General features: G+C 68.7%; 18 protein-coding genes. 12 read left to right on the plus strand and 6 right to left on the minus strand.

What is annotated here, in order from left to right; all coding sequences use genetic code 11:
• On the minus strand, positions 1 to 1,043 hold a 1,043-nt coding region (locus tag CCS01_RS21365; RefSeq protein WP_104520793.1), incomplete at its 3' end, for a mandelate racemase/muconate lactonizing enzyme family protein.
• Positions 1,044 to 1,134: 91 nt separating this feature from the next.
• On the opposite strand from CCS01_RS21365, the gene CCS01_RS21370 reads away from it, so the two are divergent.
• Together CCS01_RS21370 and CCS01_RS21375 are read left to right on the plus strand one after the other, a co-directional pair.
• Entirely contained in the window at positions 1,135 to 2,232 is a 1,098-nt protein-coding gene (locus tag CCS01_RS21370) for a glycosyltransferase (protein WP_146101885.1), read from the plus strand.
• 118 nt (positions 2,233 to 2,350) lie between these two features.
• A complete protein-coding gene (locus CCS01_RS21375) occupies positions 2,351 to 3,532 on the plus strand; it encodes an acyltransferase family protein (protein WP_104520795.1) in 1,182 nt (393 codons plus the stop codon).
• Positions 3,533 to 3,628: 96 nt separating this feature from the next.
• Here the strand turns inward: CCS01_RS21375 and ykgO are convergent, their stop codons facing one another.
• Positions 3,629 to 3,754, minus strand: a complete 126-nt coding sequence (gene ykgO / locus CCS01_RS21380) for a type B 50S ribosomal protein L36 (protein ID WP_104520796.1) — start codon at positions 3,752 to 3,754, stop codon at positions 3,629 to 3,631.
• A 158-nt stretch (positions 3,755 to 3,912) separates the two neighbouring features.
• Between ykgO and argC the strand changes: the two genes are divergently transcribed.
• The 6 genes from argC to CCS01_RS21410 all read left to right on the plus strand — a co-directional run bounded on the left by argC (position 3,913) and on the right by CCS01_RS21410 (position 8,723).
• Entirely contained in the window at positions 3,913 to 4,869 is a 957-nt protein-coding gene (argC, locus tag CCS01_RS21385; protein ID WP_408887500.1) for an N-acetyl-gamma-glutamyl-phosphate reductase, read from the plus strand.
• Positions 4,862 to 5,425 (plus strand): gamma carbonic anhydrase family protein, encoded by a 564-nt coding sequence (locus CCS01_RS21390; protein WP_104520798.1) that lies wholly within the window; start codon positions 4,862 to 4,864, stop codon positions 5,423 to 5,425. The genes argC and CCS01_RS21390 overlap by 8 nt, the downstream gene beginning before the upstream one ends.
• Positions 5,426 to 5,626: 201 nt before the next feature.
• Entirely contained in the window at positions 5,627 to 6,256 is a 630-nt protein-coding gene (locus CCS01_RS21395) for a DUF1254 domain-containing protein (protein ID WP_104520799.1), read from the plus strand.
• A gap of 3 nt (positions 6,257 to 6,259) precedes the next feature.
• The gene (locus tag CCS01_RS21400) at positions 6,260 to 6,865 is read left to right on the plus strand and encodes a DUF1214 domain-containing protein (protein WP_146101886.1); all 606 of its coding nucleotides are present in this window, start codon (positions 6,260 to 6,262) and stop codon (positions 6,863 to 6,865) included.
• Positions 6,866 to 7,146: 281 nt separating this feature from the next.
• The gene (locus tag CCS01_RS21405; RefSeq protein WP_104520801.1) at positions 7,147 to 8,280 is read left to right on the plus strand and encodes an acyl-CoA dehydrogenase family protein; all 1,134 of its coding nucleotides are present in this window, start codon (positions 7,147 to 7,149) and stop codon (positions 8,278 to 8,280) included.
• A 17-nt stretch (positions 8,281 to 8,297) separates the two neighbouring features.
• Positions 8,298 to 8,723, plus strand: coding sequence for a VOC family protein (locus CCS01_RS21410; RefSeq protein WP_104520802.1), 426 nt, complete (start codon positions 8,298 to 8,300; stop codon positions 8,721 to 8,723).
• Between the two features lie 9 nt (positions 8,724 to 8,732).
• On the opposite strand, the gene CCS01_RS21415 is transcribed toward CCS01_RS21410, so the two are convergent.
• The 4 genes from CCS01_RS21415 to CCS01_RS21430 form a co-directional block, all read right to left on the minus strand.
• Positions 8,733 to 9,581, minus strand: a complete 849-nt coding sequence (locus tag CCS01_RS21415; RefSeq protein WP_104520803.1) for a TauD/TfdA dioxygenase family protein — start codon at positions 9,579 to 9,581, stop codon at positions 8,733 to 8,735.
• 72 nt (positions 9,582 to 9,653) lie between these two features.
• Positions 9,654 to 10,019: a type II toxin-antitoxin system VapC family toxin gene (locus CCS01_RS21420; protein ID WP_104520804.1), complete on the minus strand. Its 366-nt coding sequence runs from the start codon at positions 10,017 to 10,019 to the stop codon at positions 9,654 to 9,656.
• Complete coding sequence (locus CCS01_RS21425) at positions 10,013 to 10,228, minus strand: ribbon-helix-helix domain-containing protein (RefSeq protein WP_104520805.1); 216 nt, start codon at positions 10,226 to 10,228, stop codon at positions 10,013 to 10,015. The genes CCS01_RS21420 and CCS01_RS21425 overlap by 7 nt, the downstream gene beginning before the upstream one ends.
• Positions 10,229 to 10,547: 319 nt before the next feature.
• Positions 10,548 to 10,985 (minus strand): c-type cytochrome, encoded by a 438-nt coding sequence (locus CCS01_RS21430; protein WP_104520806.1) that lies wholly within the window; start codon positions 10,983 to 10,985, stop codon positions 10,548 to 10,550.
• A 123-nt stretch (positions 10,986 to 11,108) separates the two neighbouring features.
• Here CCS01_RS21430 and CCS01_RS21435 point away from each other — a divergent pair, with 123 nt between their 5' ends.
• The 4 genes from CCS01_RS21435 to metH all read left to right on the plus strand — a co-directional run bounded on the left by CCS01_RS21435 (position 11,109) and on the right by metH (position 16,930).
• A complete protein-coding gene (locus CCS01_RS21435; protein ID WP_104520807.1) occupies positions 11,109 to 11,690 on the plus strand; it encodes an LOG family protein in 582 nt (193 codons plus the stop codon).
• 86 nt (positions 11,691 to 11,776) lie between these two features.
• Positions 11,777 to 12,406 (plus strand): hypothetical protein, encoded by a 630-nt coding sequence (locus tag CCS01_RS21440; RefSeq protein ID WP_104520808.1) that lies wholly within the window; start codon positions 11,777 to 11,779, stop codon positions 12,404 to 12,406.
• Between the two features lie 61 nt (positions 12,407 to 12,467).
• Positions 12,468 to 13,430: an ArsR family transcriptional regulator gene (locus CCS01_RS21445; protein WP_104520809.1), complete on the plus strand. Its 963-nt coding sequence runs from the start codon at positions 12,468 to 12,470 to the stop codon at positions 13,428 to 13,430.
• Positions 13,431 to 13,441: 11 nt separating this feature from the next.
• A complete protein-coding gene (gene metH / locus CCS01_RS21450; RefSeq protein ID WP_104520810.1) occupies positions 13,442 to 16,930 on the plus strand; it encodes a methionine synthase in 3,489 nt (1,162 codons plus the stop codon).
• Positions 16,931 to 17,014: the final 84 nt, after the last annotated feature.

Genomic DNA, 17,014 nt, shown 5'->3' on the forward strand with positions numbered 1-17,014 from the left:
CCGTGCCCCGGCCGCTCCGGCGCCACCGCATTCCCCGCCTCCATCGCCATCGCCTGCTCAATATACCGATCCAGCCCGAACCCATGCACCTCCAGGTACGACCGGTTCGGCGCCGCCGCCAGCAGGTGCACCGTCAGGTCATGCGCCCCGTGCGAGGTCACCGGCAGGTTGAACGCCTCGGCCAGGTGCGCCACCTTCATGAACACCGTCACCCCGCCGCAATTGGTCACATCCGGCTCGGGGAACGTCACCCCGCCGGCGGCGATCATCTGCGTGAACTCATGCAGCGTATGCAGATTCTCCCCGGTCGCGATCGGAACCCCGCCCTCGCGCACGATGCGGGCATGGCCGGCGACGTCGTCGGGGATCGTCGGCTCCTCCAGCCAGGTCAGGCCGCAGTCCCGCAAAGCCCGGGCCGCGCGGATCGCCTGATCGACCGTCCAGCGCATGTTGGCATCCGCCATCAGCGGGAAATCGTCCCCCAGGTGCCGCCGCATCGCCGCCACCCGCGCCACGTCCTCCGACAGCCTGGCCCGCCCAACCTTCATCTTGATGGCACGGAAGCCGCGCGCCAAATTCCCATCTGTCTGCGCCAGCAGGGCGTCCAGCGTGAACTCCAGGTCGATGCCGCCGGCATAGCACGGCACCGCCGGATCGAAACCGCCCAGCAGCCGCCACAGCGGCCGCCCCAGCCGCCGCGCCTTCAGGTCCCACAGCGCGATGTCGCAGGCCGAAACCGCCAGGCTAACCGACCCGCCGCGCCCGCCGTAATGCAGCCGCCACCACATGCGCTGCCACAAAGCCTCGATCGCGTCCGCATCCGCGCCCAGCAGCACCGGGCGCAGGCCCTGGTCGATCAGACTGTAAACCGCCGCGCCACCGGCGCCGGTGGTATAGGTGTAGCCGACGCCCTCGGCCCCGTCGCCGTCGCGCAGCCGCACCGTGACCAACTCGAAATGCGTCATCGTGCCGTGGGTGGAATCGGACAGCGGCACCGGCAGCTCGATGCGGTACAGCGCGGTGTCCAGCGCGGCGATGCTCATGGCGAGGTTCCTCCGACCAGATTTTTCCCCAGCCTGCGCCGCCCGCGCGTGCTTGCCAACACCGCCCCGACCTGCCACACGCCACAACCCGATGTCCGCCCCACCCCCCGTCCTGATCTACCGCGACCGCATCGGCGCCCCCTCCGAGATCGGCTTTCTCCGCCGCCAGTATCTCGGCTTCACCCGCCTGCGCCCGGTGTGGATTGGCCGCACGGTCTTGCCGCAGGCGGAGCAGATCAGCCCGAACGTCCACCGCCTGGGCAACGGTTTCCCGCTCGGCCCGCTGCGCCGCCTGCTGTTCCGCCATTTCGGCATCGTCCCGCCGCTGCCGGTGGAAAACCTCGCCCCCGTGCTGCACGCCCAGTTCGCCCGCGGCGGCGCGCTCGCCTTGCCGCTGGCGCAGAAGCTGGGCCTGAGGCTGGTCGTCACCCTGCACGGCGGCGACGTCAGCAAGCGGAAGAACTGGCAAAGCGGCACCGTGCTGGCCCGCCGCTGGCCCGCCCTGGTGCGCCAGGCGGCCCGCTTCGTCTGCGTCTCCCACGCCGTCGCCGAGATCGCCGCCGCCCACGGCGCGCCCGCGGACAAGCTGCTGGTGCTGCCCATCGGCGTCGAGGTCCCCGATCATCCCCCGCCCGCCGAAACGCCGACATCCCACCTGTTCGTCGGCCGCTTCGTGGAGAAGAAGGGCATCCTCACGCTCACCGACGCCATAAGCCGCCTGCGCGCCATGGGCGACACCATGCCCGTCACCTGCGTCGGCGATGGCCCGCTGCGCCCGGCGCTGGAGGCCCTGGCCCGCGAAACCCCCGGCATCACCCTCACCGGCTGGCTGCCGCCCGACGCCGTCCGCGCCCACATGGCAAGCGCCGTGTCCCTGCTCGTCCCCAGCGTCATCGCCAGCGACGGCGACGCCGAGGGCTTGCCCAGCGTCATCCCCGAGGCGATGGCCCAGGCCTGCCCGGTCATCGGCTCCGACCAGGGCGGCATCGCCGAGGCGATCCGCCCCGGCGCCACCGGCCTGCTGGTCCCGCCCGGCGACGCCGACGCTCTGGCGGCCGCCATGCACCGGCTCGCCACGCAGCCCGGCCTGCGCCAGGCGCTCGGCCACGCCGGCTACGCCTATGCCGCCACGGGCCTGAACGCCCGCATCCAGTCGGCAAGGCTGGAAGCGCTGCTGCTGTCGCTATGACGCTGCTCCGCCCCGCAGGCGCTGACCGGGAATCCCTGCGCGTTTCATACGCCGGCTGTTCTCTCTCCGTCATGGCTGGGTGTGTCCCGGCCATCCACCCCCATCCGTTGCAGCGCGGATGGCCGGGACTACGCCCGGCCATGACGAGGGGACGACGACCCGGCTCCCTGCTCCGCTCTATCCCGGCGCCCAAGGCGTCAGGCCCGGCCACACCGCCTATCCCGTCATGCCGAAGCTGATCCGACTCTACCCCTGGGTGCAGGGCCTGCGCGCCATCGCGGCGCTGTCCGTCGCCTTCCTGCACGTCGCCAACGACGCCATCACCGCCGGCCGTGACCCGGCCGGCTGGATTGCCGCGATCAACGGCTTCATGCCCTGGGCCGCCGGGGTGGACATCTTCTTCGTCATCTCCGGCTTCGTCATCGTCCACGCCTCGGCCAACCTGTTCGCGGTCCCCGGCGGCGGCCGGGTCTTTCTCCGGCGCCGGCTGATCCGCATCGTCCCGCTCTACTGGACGATGACGACGCTGTTCCTGGCGACCCTGCTGCTGCAGCGCTCGGCGGTGCATGGCGCCATGGGCGGCCCCGGCTTCATCCTCGCCAGCTACGCCTTCCTGCCCTGGCCGCGGCCCGACGGGCTGATGGAGCCGGCCCTCGGCCTCGGCTGGACGCTGAACTACGAGATGTTCTTCTACCTCGTGCTGACGCCGTTCCTCCGGCTGCCGCGCGCGTGGGCGGTGCTGGGCAGCGCGGCCTGCCTGGCGCTGTTCGTCGCCGCCGGGCAGGTCCACGGCTTCCACGCGGCCGCGCTGCGGTTCTGGTCCAACCCGATCGTCCTGGAGTTCGTCGCCGGCATGGGTCTGGCGCTGGCGGTCGCGCACGGCCTGACGCTGCCGGGCTGGCTGCGGCTGGCGCTGGTGGCGACGGCCTGCGCCGGGCTGCACTTGATGGCTGGTGCGCCCGAACCCTGGCGGGCGCTGGCCCACGGCCTGCCCGGCGCGCTGCTGGTCGCCGCCGCGGTCGCCGGGCGACGGCCGGAGCGCTCAACCCCCGCCATGCGGATCCTGGTCCGCCTGGGCGATGCGTCCTATGCGCTGTATCTCTGCCACCCGTTCGTCATGCGCGGCTTCAGCCTTCTGGGCGCGCATCTCGGCCCGCCGACGGCGGCAAGCGGCATCCTTTATGTCGGGCTGAGCTTGGCAACCGCACAGCTTTGCGCCCTGGCGATCAACGCCGGGTTCGAGCGCAAACTGTCGGCAATGCTGAAAGGCCGGCGCTGGCGACGCGCGCCAGCGGGCTGACGAACCGGCGCCCGGGCGCCAATGGGCTGACGAACCGGCGCCCGGGCGCCAATGGGCTGACGAACCGGCGGCCGGTCGCCGGTCGCGGCGGGCTGGTCAGCCCTGCCGGCACTTCATGCGGGGGTTCTTCTTGTTGATCACATAGACCCGCCCGTGGCGACGCACCACGCGGCAGTTCTTGTCGCGGACCTTGGCGGACCGCAGGCTGTTACGGACTCTCATGACGCGCGCACTCTAAGCTCGGGTGACTGGAAGGGGCGCTTGGTAGGGGCCTCGCCCCCCGGAGTCAAGCCGAAGTCAGGCCGAACCGGTCAGCCATGCCGCACGCGCCTCTTGCTTTTCCCCTGCCGCGCCGCGACCTTCCGCCGCCAGGAAGGAGAATCCCACGCATGGCCACGGTCTTCATCGACGGCGAATCCGGCACTACCGGCCTGGGCATCCGCGAGCGTCTCGGCGCCTTGCCCCAGGTCACGTTGAAGAGCCTGTCGGACGACCGCCGCAAGGACCCCGCCGCCCGCCGCGCCCTCATGGCCGAGGTCGACCTGGTCGTGCTGTGCCTGCCGGACGACGCCGCCCGCGAATCCGCCGCCCTGGCCGCGGAACTCGGCCGGGACGCGCCCAGGCTGCTGGACGCCAGCACCGCGCACCGCGTCGCGCCCGGCTGGGTGTACGGCTTCGCCGAACTCACCCCGGATCACCACGAAAACATCGCCGCCGCCGCCACCGTCGCGAATCCCGGCTGCTATCCCACCGGCGCCATCGCCCTGGTCCGCCCGCTGGTCGATGCCGGGCTGCTGCCAGCCGACTATCCGCTGACCATCAACGCCGTCTCGGGCTACTCCGGCGGCGGCAAGGCGATGATCCAGGCGCATGACGCGGCGCACGGCCCGGCCTTCGAGCTGTACGGCCTGGGGCTGGAGCACAAGCACGTGCCCGAGACCATGCTGTACGGCGGCCTCAGCCGGCGGCCGATCTTCGTGCCCTCGGTCGGGCACTACCTGAAGGGGATGCTGGTTTCGATCCCGCTGCACCTGGAGACGCTGCCCGGCAAACCCACCGGCGCAGACCTGCGTTCCGTCCTGCAGGCGCGCTACGCCGGCTGCGCGCAGGTGACCGTCGTGCCTGCCCCCACCAACGGCAAGCTGGAGCCAGAAGCCTTGAACGACACCGACCGCCTGGAACTGTATGTTTGCGCCAATGAGGCCCATCGCCAGGCGGTGCTGGTGGCGCGGCTGGACAACCTCGGCAAGGGCGCGTCCGGCGCCGCCGTGCAAAACATCGGCCTGATGCTGGGCCTGCGCACCGGCGCCGGCGTGCGGGAGTTGGCCGATGCCTGAGATCGCCCACATCGCCCATTGGCCCTACGGCACGGTCTTCTCGCTCGACGGCGTCACCCCGCAGATCGCCGCGGACGCCTTCATCGCCCCCACCGCCGCGATCATCGGCGACGTGGTGATTGGCGCCGAGACCGGCATCTGGTTCCACTGCCTGGTCCGCGGCGACATGGGCATCATCCGCATCGGGGCGCGCACCAACATCCAGGATGGCACGGTGGTGCACATCGACTCCGGCGGGCTGGACACGTTCATCGGCGACGACGTCACCGTCGGCCACAACGCGGTGATCCACGCCTGCACGCTCAAAAATCGCGCCTTCGTCGGCATCGGCGCCACGGTGCTGGACGGCGCGGTGATCGAGGCAGGCGGCATGCTGGGCGCCGGCGGCCTGCTGACGCCGGGCAAGGTCATCGGCGCGAACGAGCTGTGGACCGGCTCCCCGGCCAAGCTGCGGCGGGTGATGGACGAGGAGGAACGCCGCAGGTTCGACCGCAACGCCGTGGTGTACCGCGACCTGGCGAAGCGGTTCCGGGCCGGGCTGAAGGTGGTCGTCTGATCTGGTGCCCGGGCGGCGCTGCCGTCGACGATTTGCGCCGTCATCCCGTGGATCCGTACCGCGCCCCTGGCCAGACGGGAGGCAGGAGTCGTGCGATGGAAGCTCTTGCTTGGCCCTCGTCGTCAGTTATTGTAACGTAACTATGGCGCCCGTTTGCATTCCGGCCGGCTGATTCGACCGGGGCCGCCGAGCCTCTCACCCATGGGCTTCGAGGCGATGGCAGGCGGTGCCTGGCGAGATCATGCTCTGACGGGCCGTATGGTGATGCGCGGCCCCGACCGGATTGCGCCGGCTTTCAGGATGCTGACCGGCCCCAGTTCCGACACGCTCTGTGCGAGCAGTTTCCTGGACCTGACCGCCGAGCCGATTATCGTGACGGCCCCCGAGACCACCGTTCGGTACTCGATCGTGGCGTACGATCCCTGCTTCGAGGCGCTTCCGATCAGCATCCCGGCGCAGACGCCTGGCGTCTATGGCCTGACCGGGTCCGGATTTTCCGGCCAGCTTCCCGCCGGTATCACGCCGGTTCCGATGCCCGTCAGCTTCCCCATCATTCCCTTCAGGGTCGACCTGTTCTCCGCCGTCTGCGAGGATCAGACGGACGCAGCCACGGCATTCCGAGCGTCGCTCAAGATGCAGCCGCTGAGCAAATATCTGGCGGACCCTGCCGGCGGCTCGGCGAATATTGTGCCGGTCATTTCATTCGCGCCGCTGGGGTCCATCAACGCGAAGGGCGACGCATCGATCACGAAGGATCCGATCGCCTATCTCCAGCAACTCCAGGCGATCGTGGCATCCCCCCATACCCCACCCCTGTCTCCCGACGCGTAGAAGTTGTCGGAGCGCTTCGATACTCTGTTCCGTAGCGGCAATGCTGATACGGCTGTGTTCAGCGCGGCCGCCCGCAGGGCGTTCGCGGCGATCGTGAACGAATACATGACGCATGCGGGCCCGACCAACTGGACCCATTACACGAACTACGGCTGGCTCGGCGGCCAGGTGCTCGCGCGCGCGACGGCAGACGAATTCGGGCAGGGCGGCAACCTCGCCGAGACAGCCATCTATTACAACGCGTTCAAGGACATCAGCGGCCAGCCGCTCGACGGCAGCAATCCGTCCGGCTACGTCCTGACCTTCAAGCCAGAGCAGATCCCCCACCCGACGCGCTTCTGGTCGGTCAGCGCCTACACCCGGGAGACGGAGGCGGTCATCCGCAATCCTCTGCGCAAGTACAGCGTCGCCAACTGTACGCCCAGCCTGCAGATGAACCCGGACGGATCGCTGTCCATCTACGTGGCCCCACAGCAGCCCGAGGGCGTGCCGGCCGCCAACTGGCTGCCAATCGGCGCTGGCGGGTTCACGCTGTGGCAGCGCATCTACGGCCCCGAGGCCGGCGCGAACGAAACCTATGTCCCGCCGGGGATCGCCAGAAGCGATTGAAGATCACACCCGGCGGGCCACGCTCCGGCCGGCGTTGCACAGGGTCGTCCGGCCGGTCCCTGGCACGACGAGAGTGCCACATCCAAATGCGGCGCAGCGTCTCGACGGCCGCAGGCGCGCATAAAGACTTGCGCAGGCAATGGCTTTGTTGCTGCGAGCGTGGATCGAGAACCCTGTCGCCGCCAAAGATGTGACCAGCCCCAACGCGCTTTGCACCGCCGGCCGAAATGCGCCATCCTGCCCCGCAAAGGCGATCAAGCCGACGATGCGGAGGCTAACGGATGTCCGAACCCCATCCCCAGGTCGTGTGCGCCCTCGCGCTGCATCCGCTGATCACGCGGGATGCGGACGCGATCGACCAGCGCCGCGAGCTGACCGCCCCCATCGTCCAGGCCCTGAAGGACGGCGGCTTTTTCCGCATGCTGCAGCCGCGCGCCATCGGCGGCATGGAGCTGAAGCCGTCGGATTTCGCCTGCGTCACCGAAGCATTCGCCCGCGCCGACGGATCGGTCGCCTGGGTCGTCTGCCAGAGCAACGGCTGCGCCATGTCCGCCGCCTATCTCGACCCGAAAATCGCCCGCGCGATCTTCGGATCGATCGATGGCATCCTGGCCTGGGGTCCGCCGGGCGCGCCATTCGAAGCCGAGCCCGTTCCCGGCGGCTACCGCATCACCGGCACCTGGCGCTTCGCCAGCGGCAGCCAGAACGCCACCTGGCTCGGCGCGCACATGAAGGTCGCCGGCTTGCGGGAGGTCCGCACCCTGCTGTTCCTGAAATCCAGTGCGCAGATGGCCGACATCTGGCACACGCTGGGCCTGCGCGGCACCGCCAGCAACCAGTACACCGTCACCGACCTGTTCGTCCCGTCCGACTACACCATGCTGCGCGACCAGCCAGCCGATCGGCGGGAGGACGGGCCGCTGTACCGTTTCACCAGCAACCAGCTGTATTCCGCCGGGTTCGCCGGCGTTGGGCTTGGCATCGCCCGCGGCCTGATCGACGCATTCCTGGACCTGCCGGCCGCCAAGGTCTCACGCGGCGCCGGCAGGCCGATGCGGGAAAATAACGTCGTCCAGTCGCAACTGGCGCAGTCCGAGGCGAAATGGCACGCCGCCCGCGCCTTCCTGCACACCACGCTGGACGAGGTGTACGACCACGTCGTGCGCCACGGCGAGATGACCCGGCAGCAGGCGGCGATGATCCGCCTGGCCTCCACCTGGGCGATCAACCAGTCGCGCGAGGCGGTGACGACACTGTTCCATTGCGCCGGGTCGGTCGCGGTGTTCGAGGACCAGCCGTTCGAGCGCCGGCTGCGCGATATCCACACCGTGAACCAGCAGGCCCAGGGGCGCCAGCTGCATTACGAATCGGTCGGGCAGATCATGCTCGGCCTGCCGCCCGAGAATCAATTCTAACCAGGGGAGAACACGACATGCCGGCCCAGTCGCTCAATCATTACACGATCAACGTCCGCGATCTCGAACGCACCAAGGATTTCTACTGCGACGTCGTCGGCCTGACGGTGGGCGAGCGGCCGCCGCTGCCGTTCCCCGGCTATTGGCTGTACACCGGCGGCGTGCCGGTGGTGCACCTGGTCGGCTATCGCCCGGAACTGCCGGTGATCAACGACGGCCCGTCCTATCCCGTCCCGACCGGCCGGCTGGATCATATCGCGTTCGCCTGCAACGACCTGAAGGGCATGAAGGCCAACCTGGGCCGGCGCGGCATCAAATTCGACGAACGGGTGCTGCCGCGGATGAACATGACGCAGCTGTTCTACCTGGATCCGGACGGCGTCGCGGTCGAGTGCAATTTCGACGCCAGCGAGACCGAAACCAAGGGCGTGCGCGGCTACTGATCCGTTACTTCACCGAACAGGCGCCGCGTCCGCCGGCCATCCCTTGATCGAGGTGCGCCAGTGGATGCGGTCCTGCTCGGGCGGGTAGTCGCCCGCCGCCTTGTGGTAGGAACAGCGGTTGTCCCAGATCACCACGTCGCCGACACGCCACTTGTGGCGGTACTGCCCGTTCGGCTGGATCATCAGCGCCGTTAGTTCCTCGATCAACGCCTCGCTTTCCGCGGGCGCCGCGCCCTGGATGTACAGGATCTTTCCGGGATCGAAGTACAGCGACTTCCGGCCGGTCTCCTCGTGCGTGCGGATGATCGGGTGGAACGCCGGCGGACGGTCGCGGTCCTCGGGATTCAGCAGCGCCTGCGCCTTGCGCCGGCCGCCATAGGCAAAGGCGCCCGGCACGCCGTCCAGCCGAAGTTTCAGCCGTTCCGGCATCGCGTCATAGGCGGCATAGCCGCTGGCGAACACTGTGTCGCCGCCGGTGTCCGGGATGGCCAGGGCGTAAAGCTGCGTCGCCTTGAACGGGACGTCGTCGTAGGCGCCGTCGGTGTGCCAGCCTTCGGCGCCACGGCGGTAGATCGCCTGGTCCAGCGTGCCGTCGGGCCGGAACTTGTTGATCCCGAGCAGGGTGATCTCCCGCACGTCCGGATGCCGGGTGCTTTTGGACGGATGCGGCGAAACAATCCCGAACCGGCGGCTGTAGGCCAGGAACTGATCGATCGTCAGGTCCTGGCCGCTGACGACCAGGACGTTACGTTCCAGCCACGCCCGGTAGAGTGCGGCGAAGCCGGCCGCATCCAGCGTGCGCACGTCGATGCCGGAAACCTCCACCCCGATCTGCGGGCAAAGCGGACGGATCTGCATCACTGGCGGTTCCTCCCTGACAGGAGCAGAGGCTTCCCGCGGCAGCCCGTCAAGGCGAACGGCATTCTGGTTTCAGATCCGGTACGGCATCCGCACGCCAGGATCGCCGGCGGCAAACCCTTTCATATCTCGGGTCACCAGCAACATCGCGTGGACCTGCGCCGACGCCCAGACGATCGCATCCGGCAGCTTCAGCCGATGCGCCCGCCGCAACGCCACCGCCCGGGCCGCAACCGCCTGGTCCAGTTCGATCAGCGTAAAGCCGTCGAGGAAGTCCTGCGTCGCACGCTCCATGGCCGTTGGAGCGCCGATCATCACCTCCATCCAGGTGACGATGCTGATGGCCTTGCCGGTATAGAGGCTCAGTTCGTCCCGCGCGGCCTGGATGCCGCGCAGGTAGTCGATCAGGACGTTGGTGTCGAGTAGCGCCTTCACCACTCGGCGCGGACCTTCTCCTGGTAGGCGAGGCCGTCCATCGCTTCCGAGCCCCATAACCCGAACGCGGACCCGGTGGTCGTTGCGGCGTGACGATCCAGGTATTCGGCAACAGCGTCACGGATGACCGCGGCGCGCGGCTGGTTGACCCTCTCGCAAAGGGCGGCGAGGGCGCGGATCTGCGTATCGGGAAGGTCTATCAGTGTGCGCATGCCGGATCTCTATATCTGATATCAGCATCATATATCATTGCTGATGGACGCTGCAAGCCCAGCGCATAGGGCCCGGACAGATCCAAAGCCTGGTGCATGGCTTCGTGGGCTGCACGTCCTGCTCAACTTGCGGGTTCTCCAGGCGTGGCCGTCGTTCCTCGAATACGATCCGCTGGTGACCCATGCCATGGCAGCCACTGAAAAGCTTCGATGTGACCCTCGGCGTCCGCCCGGCGGTCATGTCGCGACATCACCATCCGCAATGCAGCCGCCGGATCATCGGCCGCGACGCCAGATCCGGCGGCAAATCCGTGCCGGCCTACTTCGCCCGGTACGCCTTGTGGCAGCCGCTGCACTGCTCGCCCAGCAGCTTGGTGTCGGCGGCCACGGCCTCGGCATCACCGGCCTTCGCCGCCACGGCGACCCGGGTGGCGGCCTCACCCATCTGCCGGGCCCGCTTCTCGAACCCGGCGCGGTCCGACCAGATTTCCGGCAGCGCCTTGGTATTGCCGCCCTTGTCGGTGCCGGGCGGGAACGCCGCCGGGATCAGCGTTGCCCAGCGGGCGATCGCCTTGGCCGGCTCATCCAAATGTTTGACGTCGCCCTTGCTCGCCACTACAGCGCGCAGCAATGCGAAGTCGCCGCCGGTGAGGCCCATGGCAGTCTGCCGGACGGCAATCGGGTCAAGCCCGTCGGCATGCGCAACACCCATCCCCGCCAGCAGACCGGCGGCACAGAGAGTCAACCAGATTTTCATCCGTTATCCTTCCCAATCACTTATCGTTCAGCGCTTCGCAACGATCCGGCACTGCTACGGTGCTTCGCTAGCAGATCCGCGAACGACCGGACAGACTGATCCCATGAACAAACAAGGACATCCATGACGGCCATACACTCTCTTGCCGTGTTCTGCGGCTCCCGCGTCGGCGTGAATCCCGCCTATGCCGAGGCCGGGCGCCTGCTGGGCCAGGGGCTTGCCCGGGCCGGCATCCGCCTGGTGTTCGGCGGCGGCCGCATCGGCATCATGGGCGTCATCGCCGACGCCGTGCTGGAGGGCGGCGGCACGGCACTGGGCGTCATCCCGGAGTTCCTGACGCAGATGGAAGTCGCCCACAGCGGCGTGACCGAGATGGTCGTCACCGACAGCATGCACACCCGCAAGCTGCGCCTCTATGCGGAATCGGATGCCTTCCTGATCATGCCCGGCGGCCTGGGCACGTTCGACGAAGCCTTCGAGATCATCACCTGGCGCCAGCTCCGGCTGCACGACAAGCCGATCCTGGTATGCGACGTGGAGGGCTGGGCGCGGCCGCTGGCAGGATTGATCGACCATGCCATCGCCCAGGGCTTCGCCGCGCCGACCTGCCGCACTCTGTTCGAGGTCGTCGACGGCGTCCCCGCGGTGCTCGATCGGCTGAAGCTGCTGCCGGCCGGAACGGGTGAACCGGTGGACCGGTTCTGAGCCACTGTCTTTCCGCGCCAAGAGAAGACCACTAGACTCGGTGCGGAGAGATCGGTTCCACCCACGCGGAACGGGGAGGCTTCATCATGGATGCCGCGCAACGTCAGCGCAAACTGGCGGCAAAGGCTGCCCGCCGGAAGGCGGTCGTCACCGAGAAGAAGAAGGCCGAATTGTTGGGGGGCAGCGTCACCAGCCAGATCAGGGTGGCTGCAAAAGGTCCGATCGCCCGCTGCACGATGCCCAGCAACCTGTTCGACGTCGGCATTGGCGTGGTCATTGTCGCCCGCAAGCTGCCGTCAGGGCTGCTCGGCTGCGCCTTCTTCCTGCTCGACGTGTTCTGCCTGGGGGTCAAGGAGGCGTTTTATCGCGAAGTGGCCGCTCACGAGCTGAAGTCGCACATGGAGCAGCAATACACAGAAGGCTCCAAGGACATCGATCCCGCCTGCGCCCGCAAGCTGATCCGCGATGCGGCCGCCTATGCGGCCAGCCTGGGGCTGCCCGCCGCCAAGGACACGCCGGCCGTCGAGGCGATCTTCGGCGATGTCGATGCCGCCGCCTGCACCGAGACCTTCACATTCGGCAAGGACGGCAAGCCCTTCTTCGTGGCCGGACCGTACGACTCGCCGGCGCGTGTGCGCGCCGTCATGCAGGCACTGGAAAAGAGTCACGGCCTGGGCGGCGGAGGGGCCGATTTCATCATCCCGCTTGAACCGTAGGTCGGGCGATCGCAAACACCATCTGGACATAAGGATATCTTTATGTCAGTAGGGTGGCGATATGGAGCACCTCCTCGCCAGCCTGCGCGCTGCCGCTGAGCCGACCCGCCTCCGCCTGCTGGCGCTGGCGGCGCGGGGTACGTTCTGCGTCACCGACTTCACCGAGATCCTCGGCCAGTCGCAGCCGCGGCTGTCGCGCCACCTGAAGCTGCTGTGCGACTGCGGCCTGCTGGACCGGGTGCGTGAGGGCGCGAACGTCTGGTTCGCCCTGCCCACCGGCGCCGACGGCGGCGGCCTGCCGCGCGAACTCGTCGCCCGTCTCCCCGCCAACGATCCCATCCTGGAAGCCGATCGGCGGCAGGCGGCGCGGGTGCTGGCCGAGCGGGCGCGAGTGGCGTCGGACAGTTTCCGCAGCAAGGGCGCCGACTGGGATGAGATGCGCGCGCTCGACCTGCCGGCCCGGGCGGTCGAGGATGCGCTGCTGGCCCTGGTCCCGGCCGAGCCCGCGGGCCGCCTGCTGGACATCGGCACCGGCACCGGCCGCGTGCTGGAACTGCTCGCCCCACGGGTGCGGCAGGGGCTGGGGGTGGATGCGTCGAAGCAGATGCTCGCTCTGGCGCGCGCCCGGCTGGCCGGTCCCGGCCTCGACCATTGTGCCGTCCGCCAGGCGGACATGTACCGGCTGCCGCTGCCGGATGCCTCCTTCGATACTGTCGTGCTGCAGATGATCCTGCACCATGCCGAGGATCCGGCCGGCGTGGTGACCGAAGCCGCCCGCGTGCTGGCGCCGGGCGGGCGCCTGCTGCTGATCGACCTCGCGGCCCACCAGCGCACCGACCTGACCGGCAAGCTGGCGCATCGCTGGCCCGGCTTCGCCGACGCCGACGTCGATCGAATGTTGACCACCGCCGGGCTGGAGCGGGCCGAGCCCGTCACCATCGCCGGCACCCTGCCCATGCGCATCTGGCCCGCCACCCGGACGGCCGATGTGATGCCCTCCACGACGCGCGAACTCGCTTTCTGAAAGTTGCCTGCATGACCCGTCCCCATCTGCTTGAAGCCCTGCGCGATCGTGTCCTGCTGTGCGATGGCGGCACGGGCAGCCGCGTGCAGGCGCTGCCCCTGGACACCGAGAAGGACTTCTGGGGCCGCGAGAACTGCACCGACGTGCTGGTGCTGTCCCGTCCCGACATCGTGCGGGAGATCCACCGTGGCTACTACGCCGCCGGCGCCGACATGGTGGAGACCAACACCTTCGGCGCCTCCCCGGTCACGCTGGGCGAGTTCGACCTGTCGGACCGCGCCTTCGAGATCAACAAGCAGGCCGCCGAACTGGCGCGCGAGGCGGCGGAGAGTTTTGCCGATGGCCGCCACCGCTGGGTCCTCGGCGGCGTCGGTCCCGGCACCAAGCTGCCCAGCCTGGGCAACATCGCCTATGACCCGCTGGAAGCCGCGCTGGCCGAGCAGTGCCGCGGCCTGGTCGCCGGCGGTGTGGATGCGATCCTGATCGAGACCTGCCAGGACACGCTGCAGATCAAGGCCGCCGTCAACGGCGCCAGGATCGCGCGGCGTGAGGCCGGCGCCGACACGCCGATTTTCGTCCAGGTCACGGTGGAGACTACCGGCACCCTGCTCGTCGGGCCCGACATCGCCGCCGCCGCGACCGTGGTGAACGCGCTGGACGTGCCGCTGATGGGGCTGAACTGCGCCACCGGGCCGCAGGAAATGGCCGAGCACATCGCCTGGCTCTCCGCCAACTGGCCGGGCCTGATCTCGGTGCAGCCGAATGCCGGGCTGCCGGAACTGGTGGACGGGCAGACGCGCTATCCGCTGCGTGGGGCCGACATGGCGTCGTGGCTGGAACGCTTCATCAGCCAGGACGGCGTCAACCTCATCGGCGGCTGCTGCGGCACCTCGATCGAGCACATCGAGGCGCTGGACGCGATGCTGCGCCGGCGCGGCGACGGCTACCGCCCGGCGCCGGTGGCGCGCACCGCGGTCTGGGTGCCAGGCGTCGCCAGCCTGTACCAGGCCGTGCCGCTGCGGCAGGAGAACGCCATCTTCGCCATCGGCGAGCGCTGCAACGCCAACGGCTCGAAGAAATGGCGCGAACTGCAGGAGACGCAGGACTGGGACGGCTGCGTCGCCATGGGCCGCGAGCAGATCGGCGAGGGCTCGCACGCGCTGGACATCTGCACCGCCTTCGTCGGCCGCGACGAAAAGGCGGAGATGACGGAAGTGGTGCGCCGCTTCACCGCCTCGGTGAACAGCCCGCTGGTGATCGACAGCACCGAGACGCCGGTGATCGAGGCGGCACTGAAGCTGCACGGCGGCAAGCCGATCATCAACTCGATCAACTTCGAGGATGGCGAGCACAACGCCACGGAGCGGCTGGAGCTGGCGAAGCGGTTCGGCGCGGCGGTGATCGCGCTGACCATCGACGAAGTCGGCATGGCCAAGACGCCCGAGGACAAGCTGCGCATCGCCCGCCGGCTGGTGGACTTCGCCTGCAACCGGCACGGCCTGCAGCAGTCCGACCTGCTGATCGACCCGCTGACCTTCACCATCGCCACCGGCAACGAGGACGACCGCAAGCTGGCGCAGTGGACGCTGGAGGGCATCGCCGCGATCCGCGCCGAGTTCCCCGACATCCAGATCATCCTCGGCCTGTCGAACGTGAGCTTCGGCCTGAACCCGGCGGCGCGCGCGGTGCTGAACTCGGTGTTCCTGGAGCACGCGCGCAATGCCGGCATGAGCGGCGCGATCATCCACGTGTCGAAGATCCGCCCGATGCACCTGATCCCGGAGGCGGAACGCCAGGTCGCCGAGGACCTGATCTTCGACCGCCGACGCGAGGACTATGATCCGCTGCAGCGGTTGCTGGAACTGTTCGCCGGGCGCAAGGCCGCCGACGCGGTGCAGAAAAAGCGCGCCGACACCGCCATCGGGCGGCTGAAGGAGCGCATCATCGACGGCGACCGCAAGGGCCTGACCGAGGACCTGGATGAAGCGCTGCTGACCCTGCCGCCGCTCGACATCATCAACACCGTGCTGCTGGACGGCATGAAGGTCGTCGGCGAGCTGTTCGGCGCCGGCAAGATGCAGTTGCCGTTCGTGCTGCAAAGCGCCGAGACGATGAAGGCCGCCGTCGCCTACCTGGAGCCGAAGATGGAGCGGGTGGAGGGCCAGGAAAAAGGCACCATCGTGCTGGCCACGGTGAAGGGCGACGTGCACGACATCGGCAAGAACCTGGTCGACATCATCCTGACCAACAACGGCTACCGGGTGGTCAACCTGGGCATCAAGGTGCCTCTGACGGAGATGCTGCACGCGGTGCAGCAGCACAAGGCGCACGCCATCGGCATGTCCGGCCTGCTGGTGAAATCCACCGTGGTGATGCGGGAGAACCTGGAGGAAATGGCGCGCCAGGGGCTGGAAGTCCCGGTGCTGCTGGGCGGCGCCGCGCTGACCCGGACCTATGTCGAAGACGACTGCGTGCGCGCCTATGGCGGCGGCCGCGTCGCCTATGCCCGCGATGCGTTCGACGGCCTGCACCTGATGGACAAGGTCACCGGCAAGTCGTTGGACGACTACCTGGCGGCGGTACAGGCCCGGCGCGCCGGCAAGGCGCGGAACACTGCCCGCACGCTGGGGCAGGCGGACGAGAAGGCGTTCCAGCCGGTCGACATCGGCGCCGTGCAGGCGCGCCGCCGCCGGCTGACGCAGGACCAGCCGGTGATCGAGCCGCCGTTCTGGGGTGCCAAGGTCGTCGAGGCCGCGCCCAAGGCGGTCGTGCCGTTCGTCAACGAGCGCAGCCTTTACCAGTTCCAGTGGGGCTTCCGGAAGCAGGGCCGCTCGCTGGAGGATTTCCTCGGCTGGGCGAAGCAGGAGCTGCGCCCGGTGCTGCGGCGCATGCTGACGCTGTGCGAGGAGGAGGACATCCTCAAGCCGCAGGCCGCCTACGGCTACTGGAAGGCCGCCGGCCAGGGCAACGACCTGATCGTCTTCGAGCCAGACGGCACGACAGAGGTGGCCCGCTTCACCCTGCCGCGCCAGCCGCGGGAGGACGGGGACTGCATCGCCGACTTCTTCCGTGACGTCGATGACGCCGAGCGCGACGTCATCGGCCTGCAGGTGGTCACCGTCGGCCAGAAGGCATCGGACACCGCACGGCTGTGGTTCGAGGCGAACCGCTACCAGGACTACCTGTACCTGCATGGCCTGTCGGTGGAGATGGCCGAGGCGATGGCCGAATACCTGCACAAGCGGATCCGTGCCGAACTCGGGTTCGCGGCCGAGGACGACCGCGACATGGAGAAGATGCTGGGCCAGGGCTACCGCGGCAGCCGCTACTCCTTCGGCTATCCCGCCTGCCCGCGGCTGGAGGATCAGGCCGCGATCCTCCGCCTGCTGGGGGCCGGGCGCATCGGCGTGTCGATCTCCGACGAGTTCCAGCTGCACCCCGAGCAATCGACCAGCGCGCTGGTGGTGCTGAACCCGCACGCGAAATATTTCTCGGTCTAGAGAAGACCGCGGGCAGGTTGAGACGGGGCCGTTTCGGTGGCGTGCGCGCGCACCATTGAACCGGACCCGGTTCGGCGCCACATA

This window comes from Rhodopila globiformis, from assembly GCF_002937115.1.
Classification (GTDB): domain Bacteria; phylum Pseudomonadota; class Alphaproteobacteria; order Acetobacterales; family Acetobacteraceae; genus Rhodopila; species Rhodopila globiformis.